General features: G+C 40.2%; 19 protein-coding genes. 10 read left to right on the top strand and 9 right to left on the bottom strand.

Annotated features, from left to right (window positions below):
- Window positions 1-14 precede the first annotated feature (14 nt).
- A complete protein-coding gene (locus HJP15_RS10625; RefSeq protein ID WP_170173748.1) occupies window positions 15-1,412 on the bottom strand; it encodes a PhoH family protein in 1,398 nt (465 codons plus the stop codon).
- A 295-nt stretch (window positions 1,413-1,707) separates the two neighbouring features.
- On the opposite strand from HJP15_RS10625, the gene rapA reads away from it, so the two are divergent.
- The 3 genes from rapA (at window position 1,708) to HJP15_RS10610 (ending at window position 6,553) form a co-directional block, all read left to right on the top strand.
- Window positions 1,708-4,602, top strand: a complete 2,895-nt coding sequence (gene rapA, locus HJP15_RS10620) for an RNA polymerase-associated protein RapA (RefSeq protein ID WP_170173747.1) — start codon at window positions 1,708-1,710, stop codon at window positions 4,600-4,602.
- A gap of 245 nt (window positions 4,603-4,847) precedes the next feature.
- Entirely contained in the window at window positions 4,848-5,501 is a 654-nt protein-coding gene (gene rluA / locus HJP15_RS10615; protein WP_054203113.1) for a bifunctional tRNA pseudouridine(32) synthase/23S rRNA pseudouridine(746) synthase RluA, read from the top strand.
- An 86-nt stretch (window positions 5,502-5,587) separates the two neighbouring features.
- On the top strand, window positions 5,588-6,553 hold the full coding sequence (locus tag HJP15_RS10610; protein ID WP_170173746.1) for a DUF3530 family protein: 966 nt from the start codon (window positions 5,588-5,590) through the stop codon (window positions 6,551-6,553).
- On the opposite strand, the gene djlA is transcribed toward HJP15_RS10610, so the two are convergent.
- Genes djlA through HJP15_RS10595 form a run of 3 tightly spaced genes read right to left on the bottom strand, consistent with a single transcriptional unit; the run spans window position 6,536 to window position 9,080 of the window.
- Window positions 6,536-7,408 (bottom strand): co-chaperone DjlA, encoded by an 873-nt coding sequence (djlA, locus tag HJP15_RS10605; RefSeq protein WP_170173745.1) that lies wholly within the window; start codon window positions 7,406-7,408, stop codon window positions 6,536-6,538. The genes HJP15_RS10610 and djlA overlap by 18 nt on opposite strands.
- Window positions 7,398-8,069 (bottom strand): N-acetylmuramate alpha-1-phosphate uridylyltransferase MurU, encoded by a 672-nt coding sequence (gene murU, locus HJP15_RS10600; protein ID WP_054203110.1) that lies wholly within the window; start codon window positions 8,067-8,069, stop codon window positions 7,398-7,400. The genes djlA and murU overlap by 11 nt, the downstream gene beginning before the upstream one ends.
- Window positions 8,070-8,072: 3 nt before the next feature.
- Window positions 8,073-9,080 carry an aminoglycoside phosphotransferase family protein gene (locus tag HJP15_RS10595; protein ID WP_054203109.1) on the bottom strand — a complete coding sequence of 336 codons (1,008 nt, stop codon included), beginning with the start codon at window positions 9,078-9,080 and terminating at the stop codon, window positions 8,073-8,075.
- Between the two features lie 103 nt (window positions 9,081-9,183).
- Here HJP15_RS10595 and lptD point away from each other — a divergent pair, with 103 nt between their 5' ends.
- From lptD to HJP15_RS10560, 7 genes are all read left to right on the top strand, one after another.
- A complete protein-coding gene (gene lptD, locus HJP15_RS10590) occupies window positions 9,184-11,430 on the top strand; it encodes an LPS assembly protein LptD (RefSeq protein WP_169326724.1) in 2,247 nt (748 codons plus the stop codon).
- A 25-nt stretch (window positions 11,431-11,455) separates the two neighbouring features.
- Window positions 11,456-12,751 carry a peptidylprolyl isomerase SurA gene (gene surA / locus HJP15_RS10585; protein WP_054203107.1) on the top strand — a complete coding sequence of 432 codons (1,296 nt, stop codon included), beginning with the start codon at window positions 11,456-11,458 and terminating at the stop codon, window positions 12,749-12,751.
- Window positions 12,752-13,744 (top strand): 4-hydroxythreonine-4-phosphate dehydrogenase PdxA, encoded by a 993-nt coding sequence (pdxA, locus tag HJP15_RS10580; protein ID WP_054454571.1) that lies wholly within the window; start codon window positions 12,752-12,754, stop codon window positions 13,742-13,744. It abuts the gene before it with no gap.
- Window positions 13,741-14,547 (top strand): 16S rRNA (adenine(1518)-N(6)/adenine(1519)-N(6))-dimethyltransferase RsmA, encoded by an 807-nt coding sequence (gene rsmA, locus HJP15_RS10575; RefSeq protein WP_054203105.1) that lies wholly within the window; start codon window positions 13,741-13,743, stop codon window positions 14,545-14,547. The genes pdxA and rsmA overlap by 4 nt, the downstream gene beginning before the upstream one ends.
- Window positions 14,531-14,920, top strand: coding sequence for a Co2+/Mg2+ efflux facilitator ApaG/CorD (gene apaG, locus HJP15_RS10570; protein ID WP_054203104.1), 390 nt, complete (start codon window positions 14,531-14,533; stop codon window positions 14,918-14,920). Before rsmA ends, apaG begins: the two co-directional genes overlap by 17 nt.
- A 5-nt stretch (window positions 14,921-14,925) precedes the next feature.
- On the top strand, window positions 14,926-15,750 hold the full coding sequence (locus tag HJP15_RS10565; protein WP_170173744.1) for a symmetrical bis(5'-nucleosyl)-tetraphosphatase: 825 nt from the start codon (window positions 14,926-14,928) through the stop codon (window positions 15,748-15,750).
- 122 nt (window positions 15,751-15,872) lie between these two features.
- Complete coding sequence (locus tag HJP15_RS10560; protein ID WP_054203102.1) at window positions 15,873-17,888, top strand: methyl-accepting chemotaxis protein; 2,016 nt, start codon at window positions 15,873-15,875, stop codon at window positions 17,886-17,888.
- A 663-nt stretch (window positions 17,889-18,551) separates the two neighbouring features.
- On the opposite strand, the gene HJP15_RS10555 is transcribed toward HJP15_RS10560, so the two are convergent.
- The 5 genes from HJP15_RS10555 to rplU form a co-directional block, all read right to left on the bottom strand.
- Window positions 18,552-18,929 carry a DUF3718 domain-containing protein gene (locus tag HJP15_RS10555; RefSeq protein WP_054203101.1) on the bottom strand — a complete coding sequence of 126 codons (378 nt, stop codon included), beginning with the start codon at window positions 18,927-18,929 and terminating at the stop codon, window positions 18,552-18,554.
- Between the two features lie 79 nt (window positions 18,930-19,008).
- Complete coding sequence (folA, locus tag HJP15_RS10550) at window positions 19,009-19,500, bottom strand: type 3 dihydrofolate reductase (protein ID WP_054454612.1); 492 nt, start codon at window positions 19,498-19,500, stop codon at window positions 19,009-19,011.
- Window positions 19,501-19,572: 72 nt separating this feature from the next.
- A complete protein-coding gene (gene cgtA / locus HJP15_RS10545; RefSeq protein ID WP_054203100.1) occupies window positions 19,573-20,733 on the bottom strand; it encodes an Obg family GTPase CgtA in 1,161 nt (386 codons plus the stop codon).
- Window positions 20,734-20,887: 154 nt separating this feature from the next.
- Window positions 20,888-21,145, bottom strand: coding sequence for a 50S ribosomal protein L27 (rpmA, locus tag HJP15_RS10540; RefSeq protein ID WP_054203099.1), 258 nt, complete (start codon window positions 21,143-21,145; stop codon window positions 20,888-20,890).
- A gap of 16 nt (window positions 21,146-21,161) precedes the next feature.
- A complete protein-coding gene (rplU, locus tag HJP15_RS10535; RefSeq protein WP_004587921.1) occupies window positions 21,162-21,473 on the bottom strand; it encodes a 50S ribosomal protein L21 in 312 nt (103 codons plus the stop codon).
- Between the last annotated feature and the right edge of the window lie 328 nt (window positions 21,474-21,801).

Raw genomic sequence — 21,801 nt, 5'->3', positions numbered from 1 at the left:
TACATTCACGCAAGTTATAAATTTTCTTCCGCAAATGAAGCTAAGCGACTTCTTACTACGCCATTCAAGTTAACTGTGGCGCTGCCCTCAAAGTCCTTAAAGCGCTCGACAATATAGGTTAAACCAGATGTGACAGGGGTTAAGTAGTTACTATCTATTTGTGCCAGATTGCCTGAACAAATTAACTTTGTCCCTTCACCACAACGGGTGATAATCGTCTTTAGCTGTGACGCAGTCAGGTTTTGACTTTCATCTAAAATAACCACTGCATTTTGGATGCTACGACCACGCATAAAGTTAACTGATTTAAACTGTACATTCGCTTTTTCCATAATGTAATTACGACTTGATATTGGGTTTTCATCCCCCTTATGGAGCACTTCTAACGTATCTGTAATTGCAGCTAACCATGGCGCCATTTTCTCCTCTTCTGTACCTGGTAAAAAGCCAATTGATTCTGCGATTTCAGGGGTGTTGCGAGTAACGATTACTTTATCGTAAATACCTTTTTCAATAATCATTTCAAGAGCACTGGCCAGTGCTAATAAGGTTTTACCGCATCCTGCTGGGCCAGTTAAAATGACTAACTCAATATTAGGGTCTAGCAACGCATCAAGGGCCATACCTTGGTAAATGTTTTTTGGTTTAACACCCCACGCAGATTGATGCATCAAACGTTCAACACCAATATCTTTGAGCATTATGTGTTGATCATCATACGATTTAACTCGCGCTGCAAAATGGCCGTTGTCATCAAATAAATACTCATTACAAAACACACCTGGAATGAGGCTTTTTGCTACTTTATGAAAAGTATCTCTACCATGTTGCTGCGTTTCACACTCACCAACATGTTGCCAAAAATCACCGGTGATTTTTTGATAGCCACTGCTTAAGAGTGCAATATCATCAATGAGTTGGTCGGTGCGGTAATCTTCAACGTATTTAAGCCCTGCCCCCTTGGCTTTCAAGCGCATATTGATATCTTTAGTGACCAATACAACTTTGACATGTGGGTGCTGCTTTTGTAAATGCACGGCACAATTAATAATACGATGATCATTTTCATTTCCCGGTAAACCAGAGATCGAATCAACAAATAAATGGTCGTTCACAATAATCAACGTGCCATTAGAACTTACTTTGGCCTTTTTATTGCTGGGTAACGCAACGCCTTTGATCATTTGTTCTGGCGTGGCGTCTTTGAGTACTTCATCTAAACCGCGAATGGCCACACGTGCATCGCGGCTAACATCATGCTTACGGTCTTTAATATGATCCAGTTCTTCTAGAACGGTCATTGGAATAACGACGTCGTGTTCTTGGAATGATAAATACGCGAGGGGTTCGTGAAGCAATACATTGGTATCTAGCACATACATTTTACTATCAAGGTTCGAAGCTTTTTCCATAGCACTTTCCTTACGTTTTATGATTTTTATGCTATACCCAACTAACTAAGTAAAACGAGTTAACGCTAAGCTCATAACACTTAATTGCTAAGGTATATTGTAAGTTTAGCTTAGTTGTCATAAAAGACCCTTTTATGACAAAGCTTTTTTAGTTTGAAATTAGTCAATTAAACATGTGCGTTAATAGTAATAATGCGCAGTTACTAAATTAATTAAAAGTGAGCTAGTTAGCGCCTTGCAGTGGTGTTAGGTTACAGGTAACATAGCCGCCTTTTTCTTCATAGACGAGACATACATGAATTTTTCCTTAGGTCAGCGTTGGATCAGTGATACAGAGTCAGATTTAGGATTAGGCACAGTCGTTGCCCTTGAAGGCCGACAGGTCAGCATTTTATTCCCAGCCAGTGGCGAAAACCGTGTTTATTCAATGCAAGAAGCACCGGTTACTCGCGTGGCATTTAATCCTGGTGATGTGATCAAAAGCGTTGAAGAATGGGAACTTGAAGTCGAGTCAATTGAACCTATCGGTGATCTACTTTGTTATCATGGCACTCGTGTCGATAACGGTGAAAAAGCACAATTAAAAGAAACTTTTTTAGATCACTTTATAAAATTTAATAAACCACAAGACCGCCTATTTGCCGGCCAAGTTGACCGTTTTGATCGTTACACATTGCGCTACCAAACCTGGCAACATCAATTTGAACGCCAACAATCTCCCATTAAAGGACTGATTGGCCAAAGAGCAAGCTTAATACCGCATCAGCTTTACATTGCTCAAGAAGTCGGCAAACGATTTGCACCACGCGTATTATTGTCTGACGAAGTGGGCCTTGGTAAAACTATTGAAGCAGGTATGATTTTACATCAACAAATCATCAGTGGCCGTGCCAGCCGTGTATTAATCATAGTACCTGAAAATTTACAGCATCAATGGTTAGTCGAAATGTTGCGCCGCTTTAACTTACACTTCTCTATTTTTGATGAAGAACGTTGCGACGAAGCATTTGCTGATTCACCCAATGTATTTGATACCGAACAATTAGTGCTTACCAGCCTTGAATTTATAACCAAGAAAAAACGCTGGTTTGAACAAGCAACCATGGCAGATTGGGATTTACTTATTGTTGATGAAGCACATCATTTAAGTATTGCCAATGGCAAGCAAAGTACTGAATATCAACGTATCGCTGAATTAAGCCAAGACATTCCAGGGTTAATATTATTAACCGCAACTCCTGATCAATTAGGTCACCGTAGCCATTTTGCGCGTTTACAGTTACTCGACCCTGATCGTTTTTATGATTACGATGCCTTTGTAGAAGAAGAAAGTAATTACAAGCACATTGCAGAGGCAGCCAATCAATTACTTCAAGACAAAGCGCTTGATGATAGCGCCAAAGCCACATTGATTGAGCTGTTAAAAGAAACCGATATCACAGGTATCCTTGAACAAGCACAAAGTGGTGATGAAGCGGCTCGTAAAGAAATTTTAGCCATGCTATTAGATCGCCACGGCACAGGCCGTATCTTATTTAGAAATAGTCGCAGTGGCATTGATGGCTACCCTAGTCGTAAGCTCCATGCTTACCCAATGGAAATACCAAAACAATATAAAACAGCAATGTCTGTACTTGGCAATATGAGCGGCATTCAAAATGCTCAGTTAAGTGCACAACGCGCACTCTTTCCTGAAAAAATATTTCAAGAGTTTGAAGGCGAAAGCGCAAGCTGGGGGATGTTTGATCCTCGCGTAGATTGGCTGATCAACACCCTTAAAACTCTCAAACACGAAAAAGTATTACTGATTTGTGCTAAAGCAGAAACGGCGATTAGCTTAGAACAAATATTGCGTGAACGTGAAGCGATTAAAGCCTCAGTATTCCATGAAGGTATGTCGATTATTGAACGCGACCGCGCTGCTGCATTTTTTGCTGACGAGTACGACAACGCACAAATATTGTTATGCTCTGAAATTGGCTCTGAAGGTCGTAACTTCCAATTTTCACATCATTTAGTCTTATTTGATTTACCGCTAAACCCTGATTTATTAGAACAACGCATTGGCCGTTTAGACCGTATTGGTCAAACGCAAGACGTCAACATCCATGTGCCGTATTTTGAAAACACTGCACAAGAAGTGCTACTGCGCTGGTATAACGAAGGCCTAGATGCCTTTGAGACCACGTCAACCACAGGCCAAATGCTCTATAAAGAATTTAGTGAAGATCTGCTTGAATTTATTTCAGCGCACAACTGCGATGAAGATGAACTTGACCCATTACTTGAGCAAGTTGCCAGCCAAAATGCTAAATTGCGTAAGCAAATGGAAAGCGGCCGTGACCGTTTACTTGAGCTACATTCATCAGGTCAAGGTGCCGCTGATTCATTAGTAGCTGATATTGAAAAGCTTGATAACCAGTTTGAATTGCCAAGTTATATGATCAATGTATTTGATACCTTTGGCGTCAGCCAAGAAGATAAAGGTGAAAATACCATAATCCTAAAGCCAACAGAACACATGCTAAATCCATCGTTCCCAAGCTTAAAAGATGACGGTATAACCGTAACATTCGACCGTGATACCGCGTTATCACAAGAAGATGTTCACTTTATCAGTTGGGATCACCCTATGGTGCAAGGCACCTTAGACATGATTTGTGATGATGACTTTGGCACCGCCTCTGTTGCGCTTCTTAAAAACAAAAAGTTACCACCGGGAACTTTCTTTGTTGAGCTAATTTTCTTAGGCGAAGCGATGGCACCAAAAGCTCTACAAGTAGGTCGTTTTTTACCACCAACACCGATTCGTATTTTGCTTGATAAAGCGAGTAATAATTTAGGTGAAAATGTTGGGTTTGATGGATTTAATCAGCAGCTCTCTGCTGTTGGCCGTCAAACAGCAAGTAAATTAGCCGGAGCATTACAAAGCGCAATTCATCCAATGATCAAAACCGCGCAAGCAATGGCGCAAACAAAACTTGAAGTGATCCGTGCCGCTGCCCTTGAGAAAATGCAACATTCACTCGCTGAAGAGCAAGCTCGCTTAGCGGCGCTGAAACAAATTAATCCAAACATTCGTGAAGAAGAGCTGACTTTTTACGACAAGCAACGCACTGAGCTAACCACGCATATTGAAAAAGCGCAGTTAAAACTTGATGCTATTCGCTTAATCGTGGTTTCTCACTGATCATAGCTTTAGCTCGAAGTTATAAGTTATAAGCTATAAGCTATAAGCTATAAGCTATAAGCTATAAGCTATAAGCTATAAGCTTTAGAAAAGCGCGGTGTATTAATTTATACCACGCTTTTTTAACCTTCAAACAAATATTGTAGCCAACATAAACGCTTACTTGAAAAGGAATCAAGCCTAGTGATTGTGAAATAAGGACGACTACACTAAAATGCAACGCTTGTGAATCGCTGAGGTCTATCGTGTTACTTAATTACAACCCCCCGCTCGATCCGTATTTAACCATTGTTTATCAGGATGATGATTTACTGATTGTAAATAAGCCCAGTGAGCTATTAACAGTACCCGGCAAAGATCCTAAACACGCAGACTGTTTAATTGCCCGTGTTAATCGTGTATTCCCCACCGCTAAAATTGTTCATCGTTTGGATATGGCAACCTCTGGGATTATTTGTTTAGCGATGAATAAAGCCGCTCATCGCCATGTAAGTATGCAATTTCAAGAACGTCAAACAGCTAAGCGCTATATTGCTCGTGTGTACGGCAAGCTTAAACCTGAAACTGGATCTGTAGATTTACCCCTTATTTGTGACTGGCCTAACCGCCCAAAACAAATGGTTGATCATGATAATGGTAAGCCTTCCTTGACGCATTACAACGTACTGGAATATGAAGCACACGCAACGCGCGTAGAGTTAACGCCAATTACAGGCCGCTCTCATCAATTACGCGTCCATATGCTATCGTTGGGTCACCCTATTTTAGGTGATAGGTTGTACGCTCATCCTGATGCCTTAAGTGCAGCACCACGCTTGCAGTTACATGCGCAAATGTTGCAACTCACCCACCCTATCACTGAACAAACTATGATCTTTGAAGCTGAACCTGATTTTTAATTACATCGTTTGATTGATAGAAATTACGCTAAACTTTTTACAATTAAAGCCGATAACCATATATTGATTCATTGCACGTGGTTACTATGATTATTGGCAAAAAATTAAAAAACCATCAATTAATCAGCTTTGTCGGCTGTTTAATGTTGGCAGCGCCCCTCTTTGCGGCTGATTTCATTGCGCCAACACCATGGTCAACTATTGCTAGCAGTGATTTAGCACGCTTAATGCCTGATGATGAAGTAAAACCCCTACTCGCTGGCGAAACAGAGTTTACAACGTTATACCGTCAACATATGAGTGCTCAACAACGTGGTGTGGTTTTAATTATTCCTGATTGGCAGCATTTACCAACGAATAATGACGGTGTTAATTTTTTGCGTACTGAGCTAAATGATTTAGGCTACGCAACTATTGCAATGACAGTCCCTGATATAGATTGGTACGCCAACGATAGCACCGTCAACGATAGCGCCATCAACGAAACAGAAGCCACAACACCCGATCCCCAAGAAAATACCGAAGCACCAACTAATACTCCTGCAAATGATGCGCTAGAACAAGCCCCTGCACCAATGGCTTCACCCAAGCATGTAGATGCAATTCCTATGATCAGCAACGCGATTATTGATAACTATAAGCTTAACCTTATTTCGCGATTTAACGCCTTGTATGAAAGTGCTTTAAATGAAGATGGGAAAATAGTCGTAGTGGCTCAAGGTGCCAGTGCTGGGGTTTTATTAGAGCATTATGCAAGCTTTCCAAGCACAAATATTGATGCATTTATTAGCCTTAGCAGCTACTTGCCAAACACTGAGCGAAATAAAAAGCTCAATGCAACAATATCAACGATTAGCCCACCACTGCTGGATGTTTATTACAGCGTTGATAATTCCAACTTGCTGTTAAGCATTGCCCAAAGAAAGCGTTGGGTAAAACGTCATAGTAAATATGATTACCGCCAACGTGAGTTATTTGGTTTACGCTCAGCGCCGGAGCAACATGAGCGATTAACCAAAGAGGTGGACGGTTTTTTACGCCGCCTTTTTTAAGTACTCATAAGCCGATTGAATATCTTGGCTTTTTTTCACAGCCAGTTCCATCATATGCTTAGGTAAGCCTTGAGATACTAATTTATCAGGATGATGTTGCGCCATTAATTTACGATACGCTACTTTTACATCACGCTCACTCGCTTCATTATTTAAACCCAACAACGCCAAGGCTTGAGTGCGGCTCATGCCATTATTGGGTGGAACATGATGACCTGAGCCTTCTCGATAGCTACTGTTTTGACCTTGCTGACGATTTTGCTGTTGTTGATAGCGCTGTTGCTGCTGGCGGAATGAAAACTCAGCCTGATACCGCTTAAGTACAAACGCAAAATGTGTTTTTGAAATACCCAAATGCTTGCTGACTTCTTGTAATAGCTCTTTTTCTTGAGCGGCAAGCACACCGTCAGAAAATGCCATTTGGATTTGAATTTCTAAAAAAAGCTGCAGTAAATCATGACGACGAGCAAAGCGCTCTTTAAAATCATAAACCGTTTCTTTTAATGAAAAGTCAGCTTCTTTACCTGCTTTAAATGCACCTTGTGCTTCTTTACGGTCATCACCCTTTAAACCCATCTCATCCATAAATAGACTGGCAGCACGAATATGAGTTTCACTGACTCTCCCATTTGATTTCGCTATATGCCCCATAACAGCAAAACAGCTTGAAAAGAACAATGCTTGGCGTTGATTTATATCATCATCACCTTTAAATAAGTTTGAAAAGCCACCCGCTTTATCAAAATTTTTCTTGAGGCTTTTATCAAACATATGCCCTAAATATAGGCCTATAAACAATCCAACAATACGCCCAAACATAAAACCAAAACAGGCACCTAAAATTTTACCCCACATGAGGTGCTCCTCTTACATGTTCATTTAATTGCGCTAACCGTTGCGGGGTACCGACATCATTCCACATACCAATGTACAACTGTGTCGATACATCACATTCGTTCAAACGCATGCGTAACAATGGCCCTAAAGGCAATACGCCGCCTTGTAAACCATCAAAAAAATGACGCTGAAACCGACTAATACCCGAAAAAGTATACTTTTGACTTTCAGGGCCCAAGTGACGCAAAGTAAAATCCCCATCAGGGTTATGCGCAGGGTTTTCAACAAGTACGATATGCCCTTCACCAATATCTAAATGTAATTGCGCTAATGAGCTTATATCGTAATCGGTAAATATATCCCCGTTAATAACGATAAAGTCATCACCAAGCAAAGGTAATGCATGGATGATCCCGCCGGCAGTTTCAAGCCCCCCTTCAGGCTCGTGGCTGTAAATAATTTTTACATCAAATGCGCTACCGTCACCAAAGTAATCACTAATTTTATCACCTTGCCATGCAAGATTAATTACAATTTCTGTAATTCCCGCGCTTTTCAGACGCTCGATATGGTGTTCTATAAGCGGCATACCTGCGACCTGTAACATCGGCTTGGGCAATTTCGCTGTCAGTGGCATCATTCTTTGACCACGCCCCGCGGCTAAAATCATCGCTTTCATTTATTAATTACCTAATTTTTCTTTTATCGCGACACGCGTAGCAGGAATGATGGTATTGGCAATCCATAACCCTAATGGTTGCAGCGTTTTATGTTCTTGTGCCACATCCGCAATATAGCGTAATGTCGGAAGTACGTTTTCCATATAGCCCAGCTTGCCATCACGTAAATTTAAACGACAAAAGATACCTGCGGCTTTTAAATGCCGTTGAATACCGGTCAAATCAAACCACTGCTTAAATTGTGCAAAACTTACGTTAGCACTGATCAGACCTTGCTCCTTAAACTCTTTATAGGCGTGCTCAAGTAAATATTCGAGCTCATCATGGGGCAGTTTAAAATAGCAATCGCGCAATAATGAAACAAGGTCATAACACACAGGGCCTTGAACCGCGTCTTGGTAATCAATAATCGCCCATTGCTGGTTACTCCGCATAATGTTACGACTATGAAAATCTCGATGTACTGTAACACTTGGCTGGGCAAGTACATTTTCAATAAGCAATTCCGCGCTGCGTTTCCACAGAGCATCAATTGCGGGTGTCACTGTCAGCCCTAAAAATCCTTCCACTAGCCACTGTAAGAAAATACCGAGTTCAAGCTCTAAAAATTCACGGTCAAAATCTTTCATGTATGCTACAGGCGGCATTTTAGCCCATTGTGCACTGAGTTTTATGAGGTGCTTATAGTGGCTAGTCCGTTCTTTGTCCTCTAGCATATCAGCGAGGTGTATATTGCCTAGATCACTTAATAAGAAGAATCCTTGTTTTTCATCGGCATGTAATATTTTTGGTAGTTTGAAGCCATGCTCGGAAAAAACTTTATTAAGTTCAATATAGGGGGTGTTATCGAGTTTAGTTGGATCAGAGTCCATAACAATGTAACTATCTTGACCGCGATTTAAACGGAAATAACGGCGAAAACTCGCATCCCCCGTGATCGCAGCTAACTGGTATTCTTCATCACTAAAGTGGGGATTTAAAAACTGCTGTAAACTTTTATAACGGTTCATTTTACAAGATATCTATTTTTCACTAAGTCAATTACTGTATTTGCCATTGTTTTCCTTTATTATGTGAGGTCTATATTCAACGACACCATATTAAGGTTAATAAATGAGCAAAACCTGGGGCATAATGATGCTAAGTGTGATCAGCGCACCATCGCTTGCCGAAACTGAACTGGCACACAATCTTTGTGGCAATTCAATGCAAACCAGAGCTTGGCAACCGCTTGCTGGCCTTGACTTTGGCATGGTCGATATCAAATCAGATGATATTGAATTGCTTGGTACTCAAAGCGCAGAATTTACCGGTAACGTTGATATTAACACCCTTACTATGAGTTTGTCCGCACAAAGTGCACTTATTGATAAACAGCGCGGGCTCCTTAATGCTACAGGCCCAATTACTTATCGCGATCCAATTAGTGAAGTAAAAAGCTCAGGTTTAAATGCTGATTTAAATAACTCTCAAATTAGTTTATTGGGTGCTGATTACAAACTTACTGACCAACAAGGCCATGGCGGTGCTGAAAAACTCACTGTTAACAAGTCTGGCTTAAACCTGCTGAACGCAAGCTTTACTACCTGCCCAGGCGAAACGCCATTGTGGGCAATTCAAGCTGAGGAAATTGCTCTTTCTCGTGAAGAAGGCTGGGGAGAAACGCATGACATGGTATTGCGTATTATGGATACCCCTGTGTTGTACTTGCCCTACTTTACCTTCCCTATTGATGAGCGTAGAAAGTCAGGGTTATTAACACCAAATATTTCTAGTTCTGATCGTTATGGTATTGAAACAGTCACGCCATACTACTGGAATATTGCCCCAAACTACGATGCCACCATCACACCTCGTTATATGTCTAATAAAGGCTTACAACTGCAGGCTGAATTTAGATATTTAAGCGAAACGAGCCAAGGATTACTTGGTCTAGAGTATTTAAATAAAGATGAGTCTGAACCTGAACTAAACGATCGCTTCCTATTTCACTGGCAACAACAAAGCTATTTCGGTGAAAATTGGCGCGCAAATATCGACATTACAAATGTCAGCGATGATAACTACTTAACTGATTTAAATTCAGGCTATGCTGCAAGTACCGACACACAACTATATCGCACCGGTTCTTTATCTTATTTAGGAGAACTGTGGCGAACAGATATTCAAGTACAAAACTTTGAAGTGCTTGGTGATCACGTAGAATCTTACGCAGCACTGCCGCAAATTACGTTTACACAAACAACACCATTTCAATTTAAAGCCGTTGATTTAACCTTAAATGGTGAATTAAGCCACTTTACTAACGACACTGAGGTAATTGAAAAGGCTACTCGCTTACACATTGAACCTAAAGCCAGCTTTGGTTATCAAGAACATGCATGGTCATTTTTGTCTGAACTTAGCCTTCTACATACTAACTATAGGCAAGAAGGTGACTTAAACGGTACTGACTACGCTAAGTCAGTCTCTCGTACGCTTCCTAAAGTTCGTTTACACAGCCAATTAAATTTTGAACGTGACACAACAACGTTTACTGATAACGGCATTCAAACCTTAGAACCACAAATACAATATTTATACACACCAAATAAAGATCAATCAGATATTGGCTTATACGATACAACTAAGCTACAAGATGACTTTTTTGGTCTGTTTCGCGATAGCCGCTTTTCAAGCGTTGACCGTATTGCTGCAGCGAACCAATTTACACTCGGTGCAACAACCCGGTTATTTAATAATAAAAGCGAGGAATTGTTTAATTTCAGTGCAGGACAAATCTTCTACCTGAGCGATTCAGCTAAGCCAACATCGCAAGGGTTAAACTCCGATACAAACTATAATGCCTTGTTTGCCGCGCAAACCATGTTACATTGGCACCGTCGTTGGTATTTATCCGGTGGCATACAATATGACACTGATGGCAAGCAGATTATCCAATCAAATGTTACTTTAGACTATAAAGGTGACGATAATCAGCTGATACAATTGAACCATCGCTATGCAAACGATGTCTCAGGCAATACAATCGAGCAAGTTGGCTTGTTTACTAGCATACCGCTAAGTGATCAATGGCAGTTTGTAAGTAGCTACCACCGTGATTTAGAAAGCGGTCGTAGTATTGAGGCATTCAGTGGATTGCAGTATGAATCCTGCTGTTGGGCCTTTCAAATTACCGGTCGTCGTCAAATCGAAACTGATTTAAATCAGGCGATAGGCCTAGAACAAGCCACCTTTGACTCAAGCATTGGTTTTAACATTGTCTTGAAAGGATTAGGTAGTAAAAGCCGTTATGATGCACAAAAATTATTACAACAAGGTATTTTTGGCTATCGTAGACCGTATTTTCTTAATAACTAGTATTAGCAAGAGTATTAGAAAAAGTATGAATTTAAATAAATTATTAGCATCAGCATTATTAGGCTTAAGCCTATCTCACAGCGTTTTCGCAGCCCCTGTTGAAATCGATAAAGTTGTCGGTATTGTCAATCAAGGCGTTATTTTAAAAAGCGAAGTTGACACCATCGTTAACCGCGTAAAACTGCAAGCAAAAGAACAAAAACAAGAGCTTCCTTCTGACGAAACTTTACGTATCCAAGCGATGGAGCGTTTAGTTAACCAAGCACTTATGATGCAGCTTGCTGGGCGTATGGGTTTAGAGATTTCAGATAGTCAACTTGATCAAACATTGGTTGGTATGGCAAAAGAGCAAGGCGGGTCGATTGCAGATTTACGCCGAACTATCGAGGCATCAGGTGAAAGCTTTCAAGTGTATCGTGAAGAAATTCGTAAAGAAATCACAACGCAACAAGTTATGCGCGCCAATGTTGATCGCCGTATTTATATAAGCCCACAGGAAGTGGACAACTTATTAAAAATAATGGAAAGCCAAGGTCAAAATACTGAAGAGTATGATATTGGTCATATCCTTGTTGATATTCCAAACAACGCTACAGCAGATGAAATAGCCAGTGCAAAAACTCGTGCAGATAAAGTCATTGAGTTTTTACAAGAGGGTAAAGAATTTAAGCGTATTGCTATTTCATCTTCAAGCGGCTCTAAAGCACTTGAAGGTGGCCAGCTTGGATGGATGAGCATCAATGAAATGCCATCGCTATTTGCTGAAGCAGTTAAAGGCGCGAAGAAAGAAGCCATTGTTGGCCCACTTCGCTCAGGCGCAGGTTTCCATATTATTAAAGTTCAAGATATTCGTGGTCGTCAAGTAGTGGAAACCACCGAAGTACGCTCTCGCCATATTTTGATCAACCCATCTATAATTTTAAGTGAAGAAAAAGCCCGTAACATGCTTAATGGTTTTGCCAAAGACTTACGTGCTGGTAAAGCAGACTTTGGCGAACTTGCGAAAGAATATTCAGAAGATCCAGGCTCTGCGCTAAAAGGCGGCGAGTATGATTGGACAGATCCAACAACGTATGTACCTGCATTTAGAGATACACTTTTATCATTGGATAAAAATGAAATTAGTGACCCTTTTAGAACAAAATTTGGTTGGCACATTATACAGTTGCTAGATACGCGAGTGGCTGATAAAACTGAGCTAGCTAAACGTAATCGTGCTCATGGCATGCTGTTTAATCGTAAATTTAAAGAAGAAAGTTTTAACTGGCAGCAAGAAATGCGTGAACAAGCCCATGTTGAAATCTTTCCATTGGATCAGTAAATGACCCTACGTATAGCAATAACTCCCGGTGAACCTGCCGGGATTGGCCCTGATTTACTTTTAAAGCTAATCCAGCATGACTGGCCGGCTCAATTAATCGCAATTGCTGACGCTAAATTATTACAGCAGCGTGCAGAACAGTTAGGTTTAAATATCAACTTAATTCCATTTGATGAATCAGCAGCGCCTGCGATTGCACCTGCTGGCAGTATTTATATTCATCAAGTCGATTTAGGGGCTGATGTTGAGCTTGGTGTTTTAAATGATGCAAATGGCCAATATGTGTTAGATACCCTGCGTATTGCTTCTGAAAAAAATATGGATGGTACATTTGATGCTGTCGTTACAGGTCCTGTTCATAAAGGGATCATTAACCAAGCAGGTATTTCATTCAGTGGTCACACAGAGTATTTCGCTCAACAATCAAATACTGCCGATGTAGTCATGATGCTTGCAACCGAGGGACTACGTGTTGCACTGGTAACCACACATATTCCGCTTGCTTATGTATCACGCGCAATTACTGCCGAACGTTTGACAAAAGTTGCGGGGATACTAAACCATGACTTACAAACTAAGTTTGGTATTGAAAAACCACGAATTTTAGTGTGTGGGCTCAACCCGCATGCAGGTGAAGATGGCCATTTAGGCCGTGAAGAAATCGACACGATAACCCCAACAATTGAACAGTTAAATACCGATGGTATGAACCTAATTGGCCCATTACCTGCTGATACATTATTTCAGGATAAATACCTATCACAAGCGGATGCGGTACTGGCAATGTATCACGATCAAGGCTTACCTGTGCTAAAATACAAAGGGTTTGGCAAATCAGTGAATATAACTCTTGGTTTGCCGTTTATACGCACTTCAGTAGATCACGGTACGGCACTCGATTTAGCCGGTACAGGTGATGCTGAGGTTGGCAGTTTTGAATTAGCGATCCGCGAAGCAATTAAGCTCGCCCATGAAAAAGCACAAAATCAATGACAGATAAAGTACATTTAGGACACCGCGCCCGTAAACGTTTTGGGCAAAACTTTTTATTTGATGAAATGATCATCGATAAAATCGTCACCGCGATTGATCCTAAACCTGAAGATAATTTAGTTGAAATCGGTCCTGGTCTTGGTGCAATCACTGAGCCTGTAAGCGAGTTAAGTGGTCACTTAACCGTTGTTGAGCTAGATAAAGACTTGGCTTTACGCCTAACCGAACATCCATTTTTAGGTCCAAAGCTCACCGTACACCAAGGTGATGCGATGAAGTTTGATTTTTCTACTCTCATTAATGATGAGCGAAAATTAAAAGTTTTTGGTAATTTGCCATACAACATTTCAACACCTTTATTGTTTCACTTATTTGAATTTGCTGACAACATTGAGCACATGCACTTCATGCTTCAAAAAGAAGTTGTAAAGCGTATGGTTGCAGGTCCAGGTAGTAAAACATTTGGCCGTTTAAGTGTCATGACGCAATATTATTGCCACGCAATGCCAGTGGTAGAAGTACCACCTGAGTGCTTTAAACCTGCACCAAAAGTAGATTCTGCGGTTATTCGGTTAATTCCAAAAAAACCAGAACAACGTACAGCTAAAAGTACTAAAATTCTTAACACAGTGTGTTTAGAAGCTTTTAATCAACGCCGTAAAACGCTGCGTAATAGCCTCGCTAATTTACTCACGGCTGATGAATTAACAAGTATTGGTATTGATATTAAGCTGCGTGCAGAATGTCTTTCGTTACAACAATTTATTGATATAGCTAATTGGATTTATGACAACAAGCAGTAATTTGGGCTCACCCATCAAGGTTTCAGTAGAGACATTTTATGTTGAAGGGCAATCACAGCCAGAACAAGATAAATATGTATTCGCGTACTCTGTAACAATTAAAAACCATAGTTTATGCAGTGCAAAATTGGTAAGTCGATATTGGTTAATTACCGATGCCAATGGCAAAGAAATCGAAGTGCAAGGAGAAGGTGTCGTTGGTGAAAAGCCAACAATTGGTCCTGGTGAAAGCTATAAGTACACAAGCGGCGCAGTACTAGACACCCCTGTTGGCACCATGCAAGGATACTATACCTTGAAGAATGAATTTGGCACTGAATTTGACGCGCCAATTAATGTTTTTCGTTTAGCACAGCCAAATATTTTACATTAACAACTATGGCTAACTATGCAATTGGTGATCTACAAGGCTGCTTTAATGAATTTCACGCCTTACTGCAACAGGTTGACTTTAACCCTAGCAAAGATCACCTTTACTTAGTTGGCGATATTGTTGCTCGTGGACCTGACTCACTCGCTTGTTTAGATTATCTATATACATACCAAGATAGTATTACCGTTACGTTAGGTAATCACGATCTACACCTCATTGCTAACTACTTTTTAAATAAAGCGGCCAACCCTAAAGATAAGTTAGGCCCCTTACTGCGCAGTGAAAAATTCCCAGCTTACATAAAGATGTTACAACAGCAACCCCTTGCATTATGGCTTGAAGAACAGCAAGTATTTATAAGCCATGCTGGTCTTAACCCCGCATGGACGATTAAAGAAGCTCTCAAACATGCTCAATTTGCCACAGACTGCTATCAAAGTGCTCACGCTCATGATTTCTTCAATCATATGTACTTGGCTCACCCTAGCACCTGGAGCAAACAACTTACTAAATTTGAAAAATTTCGCTATATCGTTAATTACTTTACTCGAATGCGCTTTCTAACCCCCGATGAACAACTAGATCTTAGTTATAAAGGTGCTATTACTGACTCTAATGCAATGATCCCTTGGTTCAATCACCCTCGATTTAAAACATTGAAAAAAGATATTGTCTTTGGACATTGGGCTGCACTTGAAGGGAAAACGTCGCACTCCCATATACATGCTTTAGACACTGGCTGTGTTTGGGGAGGAAAAATGACCCTCTTAGAGCTAAGTAATAAGCAACGCTTTAGTGTTAATTCTACTAATTTTGTCTCATTTAACTGAAAAATTATTCATCTTCTGTTAAATTTATAGTAATCAATGTTAAAAGTAATTAGATTTAATTACTTAACTTATTTGCAATAAAGCCGATAAGCACTTGTCGCTACTCTTTTATGGAAATTCATATGAACTTAACTGTTAGTCAACGTATATGGGGTGGATTTATTTGTATCACCTTATTGCTTCTATTAATTGGGGTGAATTCACTGCTAAGAATAGCCAATATCAATAATTCAGCGCAGCAAGTAAATCAACTATCGCTTCCAGCATTACAAAAAAGCTCTGATTTACAAGTTGAATTTATATTAATGAGCAAAGCAGCTCAAGGTAGTTTTTATACATCATCTGCTGCAGAGTTAGCTCCAATTAAAAAAGCAGTTTTTGCTCAAAAACAACGCTTTGATAAATATTATTTACAATTACAAGATGTTGTAAGAAACAACCCAGAGCTGAATCAAAGTAGCCTCGATGTAGAACAAACATACAAGGGGTTTATCAAATCGGTTGAAGATTTGTTAAAAGACAAAAGCAGCCAACTAGAATTAAACAAAAAACTTCACGCTCAATTAGAAAATATTGAACTGGCAGCAGAAGATGCTAACTCTGTGGTATTAGATATTATTGACATAGATGGGTTAGAAGAAAAAGATGCTCGTGCTTTTCAAGCCGCAAATATGTTAGAAAATAATTTCTTGTCATTAGTTACCACAAGTACGGATATGCTAACAGTAAAAACACAAAATACGTTAGATATCGTCAAAAACGAACAAGTCTATTATTTAGAAGAAATTGAACGCAGCTTAAAACTTTTAAAACCTGCGGTAGAAGCAGATAACCCTGATTTATTTAACGATCTAAATACCTATTTTGTTTCGTTGAATGACAACGTTATGGGCAGAAATAGCATTTCAATTAACAAGAAAAAGCTAATTGATGTGATCGCAATGACCCAAGCTGAGCTTGCACAAGCTGAGGTTGCCACTTCCACAGCATTAAAGCAGCTTAACAAATTGGTTAATCAAGCAAGTAATCTCGCTTTTGAGTTGCAAAAAGATGTAAGCACCGATGTTAAATCTGCTAACCTTTGGACTTGGATTGGTATGATCAGTGCAACACTGATAGCAATTATAGTTGCCTACATTACCGTTAGCCGTATTACTAAACCTTTAGCTGAAGTAAACCGCATCCTTGACATTGTTGCCAGTGGCGATATGACACAACGCTTAGATGATACTGCCAAAGATGAATTTGGCGAGTTATCTCGTAGCTGTAATACATTAATTGAAAGCTTAAGAAACTTGATCCAAGGTATTATTTCTCGTTCGACACAGCTTGCTGCTGCATCTGAAGAAACATCGGCGATTACAGGTGAATCTAGTCAAGCTATTCGTAACCAACAAGCACAAGTTGAACAAGCTGCTACTGCGACTACTGAAATGAGCAGCACCTCGCAAACCGTTAGCAACAGTGCACAACAAGCATTAAAAGAAATTAAAAATGCAGACAAAGAAGCTGACCGTGTTAAGGGTATTTCAAGCCATAATAAAGCGACCATTGAGCAACTAGCGCGTGAAGTTGACGCTGCTTCACAAGTGATCAATAAGCTTCACCAAGATAGTGCTTCTATTGGCAGTATCCTTGATGTTATCCGTGGTATTGCTGACCAAACAAACTTACTCGCGCTTAATGCCGCAATTGAAGCAGCTCGAGCTGGAGAACAAGGCCGAGGCTTTGCTGTTGTTGCTGATGAAGTTCGCTCGCTCGCAAGTAAGACACAAGAGTCAACACAAGAGATTCAAGCAATGATCGAATCACTACAAAGCGGTGCTGAAGCTGCGGTTGCTGCCATGTCAAAAGGCAAACAGCAAGCTGAATCATGCGTTGAGCAATCTGACTTAGCAAACACAGCCTTAGATTCAATCACAGCAGCCGTAGCACAAGCACACGATGTAAGTGAAGAGATTTCAACCGCAGCACAAGAGCAGCAACAAGTATCTCAAGAGATCAGCGAACGCCTAGAGTCAATAGTCGCAATCGCTGAACAAACTGCTGAGGGAGCTAACCAGACCAATATATCAAGCTCGGAAGTAGCTAAACTTGCCGAAGAATTACGCTTATCGGTAGATGCATTTAAAGTATAATATAAAGAGTAAAAAAGATAAAAAGCCGCGCTTGAAATCACAAGCGCGGCTTTTTTAATCTAAGTTCAAGAGTAAAGTTATTCGATTAAGAATCACACCAACCACATTAGATTTTCACCTAAATTTGGTATGAATGAAGCTCAACCCAATCCTAAATATCTTTTTACTTAACGCTAGGGCGTGTTGACCTTTCGTGATTGATTTTACAGCAGTATGTTTGGTATTTAGGCAAGGCAGCGCCTATGGTGTGTGGTTGCTCCCCATAAATGGCGATAACGCAGCATCAATGTCAAACAGGCGCTGCCCTTTGGGTTCTGCCTCGGGGTGATTTACTCTTTGTTACCTACACGGATGTAGGTAAGGGGCGTGAGCAGGACGCGGAAGCTTTGCTTGGTTTTTACTCAGCCCACTCGATTCCAAACCTCGCGGAGCGATTAAACCTCCCCGCGTTTGAGCAAATTTCAATCCACAAAGGTCAACACGCCCTAGGCAAAAATTTTTATATCTAGTTGTTCTAAATAAAAATTTTTAACGACGTTATAGCGTGATTTAATTCGTTAAATTGTTCAAATATTTATGCAGATTGGTATAAGGTAACGCCATATTCGAATCGCCATAAAAAAACCGCGGCAGCCGCGGTTTTTTTAATAATTAAATCAGCGGTTATAAACCCGCACGATCTTTAATTACTGCAATTAGTGCAGAGCCGCCATGGCCGTTTGCCTCAGCCCATGCTATGTCTGCACCGTCAGATAATGAACTTTTAGATAGGTTTTTCACAACATACTCACCTGCATCTGCCGCATTGCTGGCAATCGCATGACGAAGAAGGTTATTACCATTACATTGTACAGCATCGTAAATATTACGAATCTTTACACGCGAGCTCTTAAGCTTACTACGCAAGCGGTTTTTATCATCCGCAGCAATGTATTCGCAGATTGAAACTGCTAATTGATCATCTGCTTTAGCTGGTGCACTGAAAACCATAGAACCAGAAACTACTGTTGCAGCAATAAGTAACGTCGATAATTTAATCATTTTGTACCCTTGTGTAATACTTTTAACCTACCCTAATTGTCTAATATTGTACCAACGTATAAGAATAAGCGCAATAATGTTACGTAATTTTATCTAATGTAACGAATTTATAGGCATGTAAATTCTTTTCATCAGCTTGGTTAAATTGTTCTTCAACAACGTGCCAATTAGCCATTTTTTCATAATCAGGAAATTGCGTATCCCCGTCAACATCAAGCTCAATAAAAGTAAGATAGAGTGAATCTGCGCGTTCTAAAAATTGCTGATAAATATTTCCACCACCAATAATCATTACTTCATCACTCTCATAAGCCAATGAAAGCGCGGCTTCTGGCGATGCTACAACCTCAATACCTGGTGCACTATATTCAGTGTTACGACTAATGATTATATTTTTTCGTCCAGGTAAAGGACGACCGATTGACTCAAATGTTTTACGTCCCATGATCACAGGTTTACTCATTGTTACCGCTTTAAAATGCTGTAAATCAGCAGGTAAATGCCATGGCATTTTATTATCTTGGCCTATAACTCGGTTGTTAGCCATCGCGGCAATCATTGAAATTTTCACATTAACATCCAATACTTTTTCATTAAACAAGAAAAAAGGAGCACAGGCTCCTTTTATATAATCTATCTCTGATTAACGTTCGTAGACAACTTCAACGTCATAATCATCGTCATCCCAGTTATCCCAATCATCGTCGTCATCATTCTTCTTCTTAGTCGCATCTTTATGGTAAGTATCCCATTTAAACTCAACATCTTCATCTTCGATTGGCACAAACTTCTCTTTCGGCATACTATCAAGCAGTGTCATGATGTTATGAATAAGAGGCTGTGTATGTAATTTATTAATTGCTGAAATACTATAAATATTTTCAGTCTCGCCAAGCTCTTCAGCAATTTGCTCACACAACGCCTTAGCTTCATCCTCTGGCAATAAATCAATCTTATTGAACACTAACCAACGCGGTTTTTCAGCAAGCTTAGGGCTGTACTGATGTAGCTCATTAATAATCGCGAATGCATTATCAACTGGGTTTGAACCATCCACAGGCATTACATCAATAATATGCAGCAATACACGGCAACGCTCAAGGTGCTTCAAAAAGCGAATACCAAGACCTGCACCATCAGATGCGCCTTCTATTAAACCTGGGATATCGGCAATAACAAATGATTTATTTGCTTCTGGACGCACAACACCCAGATTAGGAACAAGCGTGGTAAACGGGTAGTCTGCCACTTTAGGTCTAGCTGCAGATACACTGCGTATGAAGGTAGATTTCCCTGCATTAGGTAAACCCAATAAACCTACATCAGCTAATAATAAGAGCTCTAATTTAAGGTTACGAACTTCACCTGGTGTACCCAGTGTTTTTTGACGAGGCGCTCGGTTAGTACTTGATTTAAAACGCGCATTCCCCAAGCCGTGGAAACCGCCTTTTGCAACCAAAATTCTTTGACCATTTTGCGTTAAATCGCCAAGACCTTCTTGAGTATCAACATCCATTATACGAGTACCCACTGGCACCATCACATATAAGTCGTCAGCCTTTTTACCCGTACAGTTACGGCTGCGACCATTTGTACCACGCTCAGCTCGATGAAAACGCTCAAACTGATAATCGATCAGGGTATTTAAGTTTTCATCAGCTTGTAGATAAACACTACCACCATCTCCACCGTCACCGCCGTCTGGTCCACCATCTGGGACATATTTTTCACGACGGAAAGACACGATACCACTGCCACCGTCGCCAGCTTCTGCGCGAATTTCTACTTCATCTACAAACTTCATGATTACTCACTTTAGGATTGGCTTGTTAATAACTCTATTATATACCCAAGTGGCCTATAGAGCACACTATGTGATAAAAACACTTGGGGATATATTCTTAAGACTTAAAACAAAAAACCCCGCAAAGGCGGGGTTTTTTAAGAACCGATTCTGATTATTCAGATACGATGCTTATGTATTTACGGTTTAAAGGACCTTTTTGTTCAAACTGAACTTTACCATCTGCTTTTGCGAAGATAGTGTGGTCTTTACCGATACCTGCGTTTGTGCCAGCATGGAATTTAGTTCCACGTTGACGAACAATGATGCTACCCGCTAGAACTGATTCGCCACCAAAACGCTTAACGCCAAGGCGTTTGCTTTCTGAATCGCGACCGTTACGAGTACTACCAGCTGCTTTTTTATGTGCCATTTCTAAGTACCTCTAATTAAGCGCTAATGCCAGTGATTTTAACTTCTGTGAACCATTGACGATGGCCCATTTGCTTACGAGAATGCTTACGGCGTCTAAATTTAACAACCTTAATCTTCTCACCGCGACCATGTGAAACAACCTCAGCTGTTACTTTACCACCGTTTACGAACGGTACACCGATCTCGATTTTCTCACCATCAGCAACTAAAAGTACTGAATCAAATTCAACTGCTGCACCAGTCTCAACGTCTAATTTCTCAAGACGAATTGTTTGACCTTCAGTCACACGGTGCTGTTTACCACCACTTTGGAAAACCGCGTACATAATTAACTCCGTCTGTGCGCCCTCAAATCGACGCAACTAAAATATTCTTCAATAGGGCGCGAAGTTTACGCTAATGTGCAAAAACTAGCAAGCCCGTTTATTAATTAAATGAATAAAAAATAGCTGCATTGAGAGCAATTCAATATTTTCCCCTATTTTATATTAAATTGACGTTATGCCAAGCGCTTTTTAACACCGAATGACAAATAAGTTACAGAGTAGGCAAACAGACGTCATGAATAAAAAACATCCACGATGAATTAAGCCAACTTTAAAAAAATAAAAAGTTAACTTGTCTAATTAAGGCTAAATTAAGCTGCTTAAACGT

The organism is Pseudoalteromonas sp. NEC-BIFX-2020_002 (assembly GCF_013002825.1).
Classification (GTDB): Bacteria; Pseudomonadota; Gammaproteobacteria; order Enterobacterales; family Alteromonadaceae; genus Pseudoalteromonas; species Pseudoalteromonas neustonica.
The sequence above is the reverse complement of the archived record's forward strand: the minus strand, read 5'-3'. Positions and strand labels throughout refer to the sequence as shown.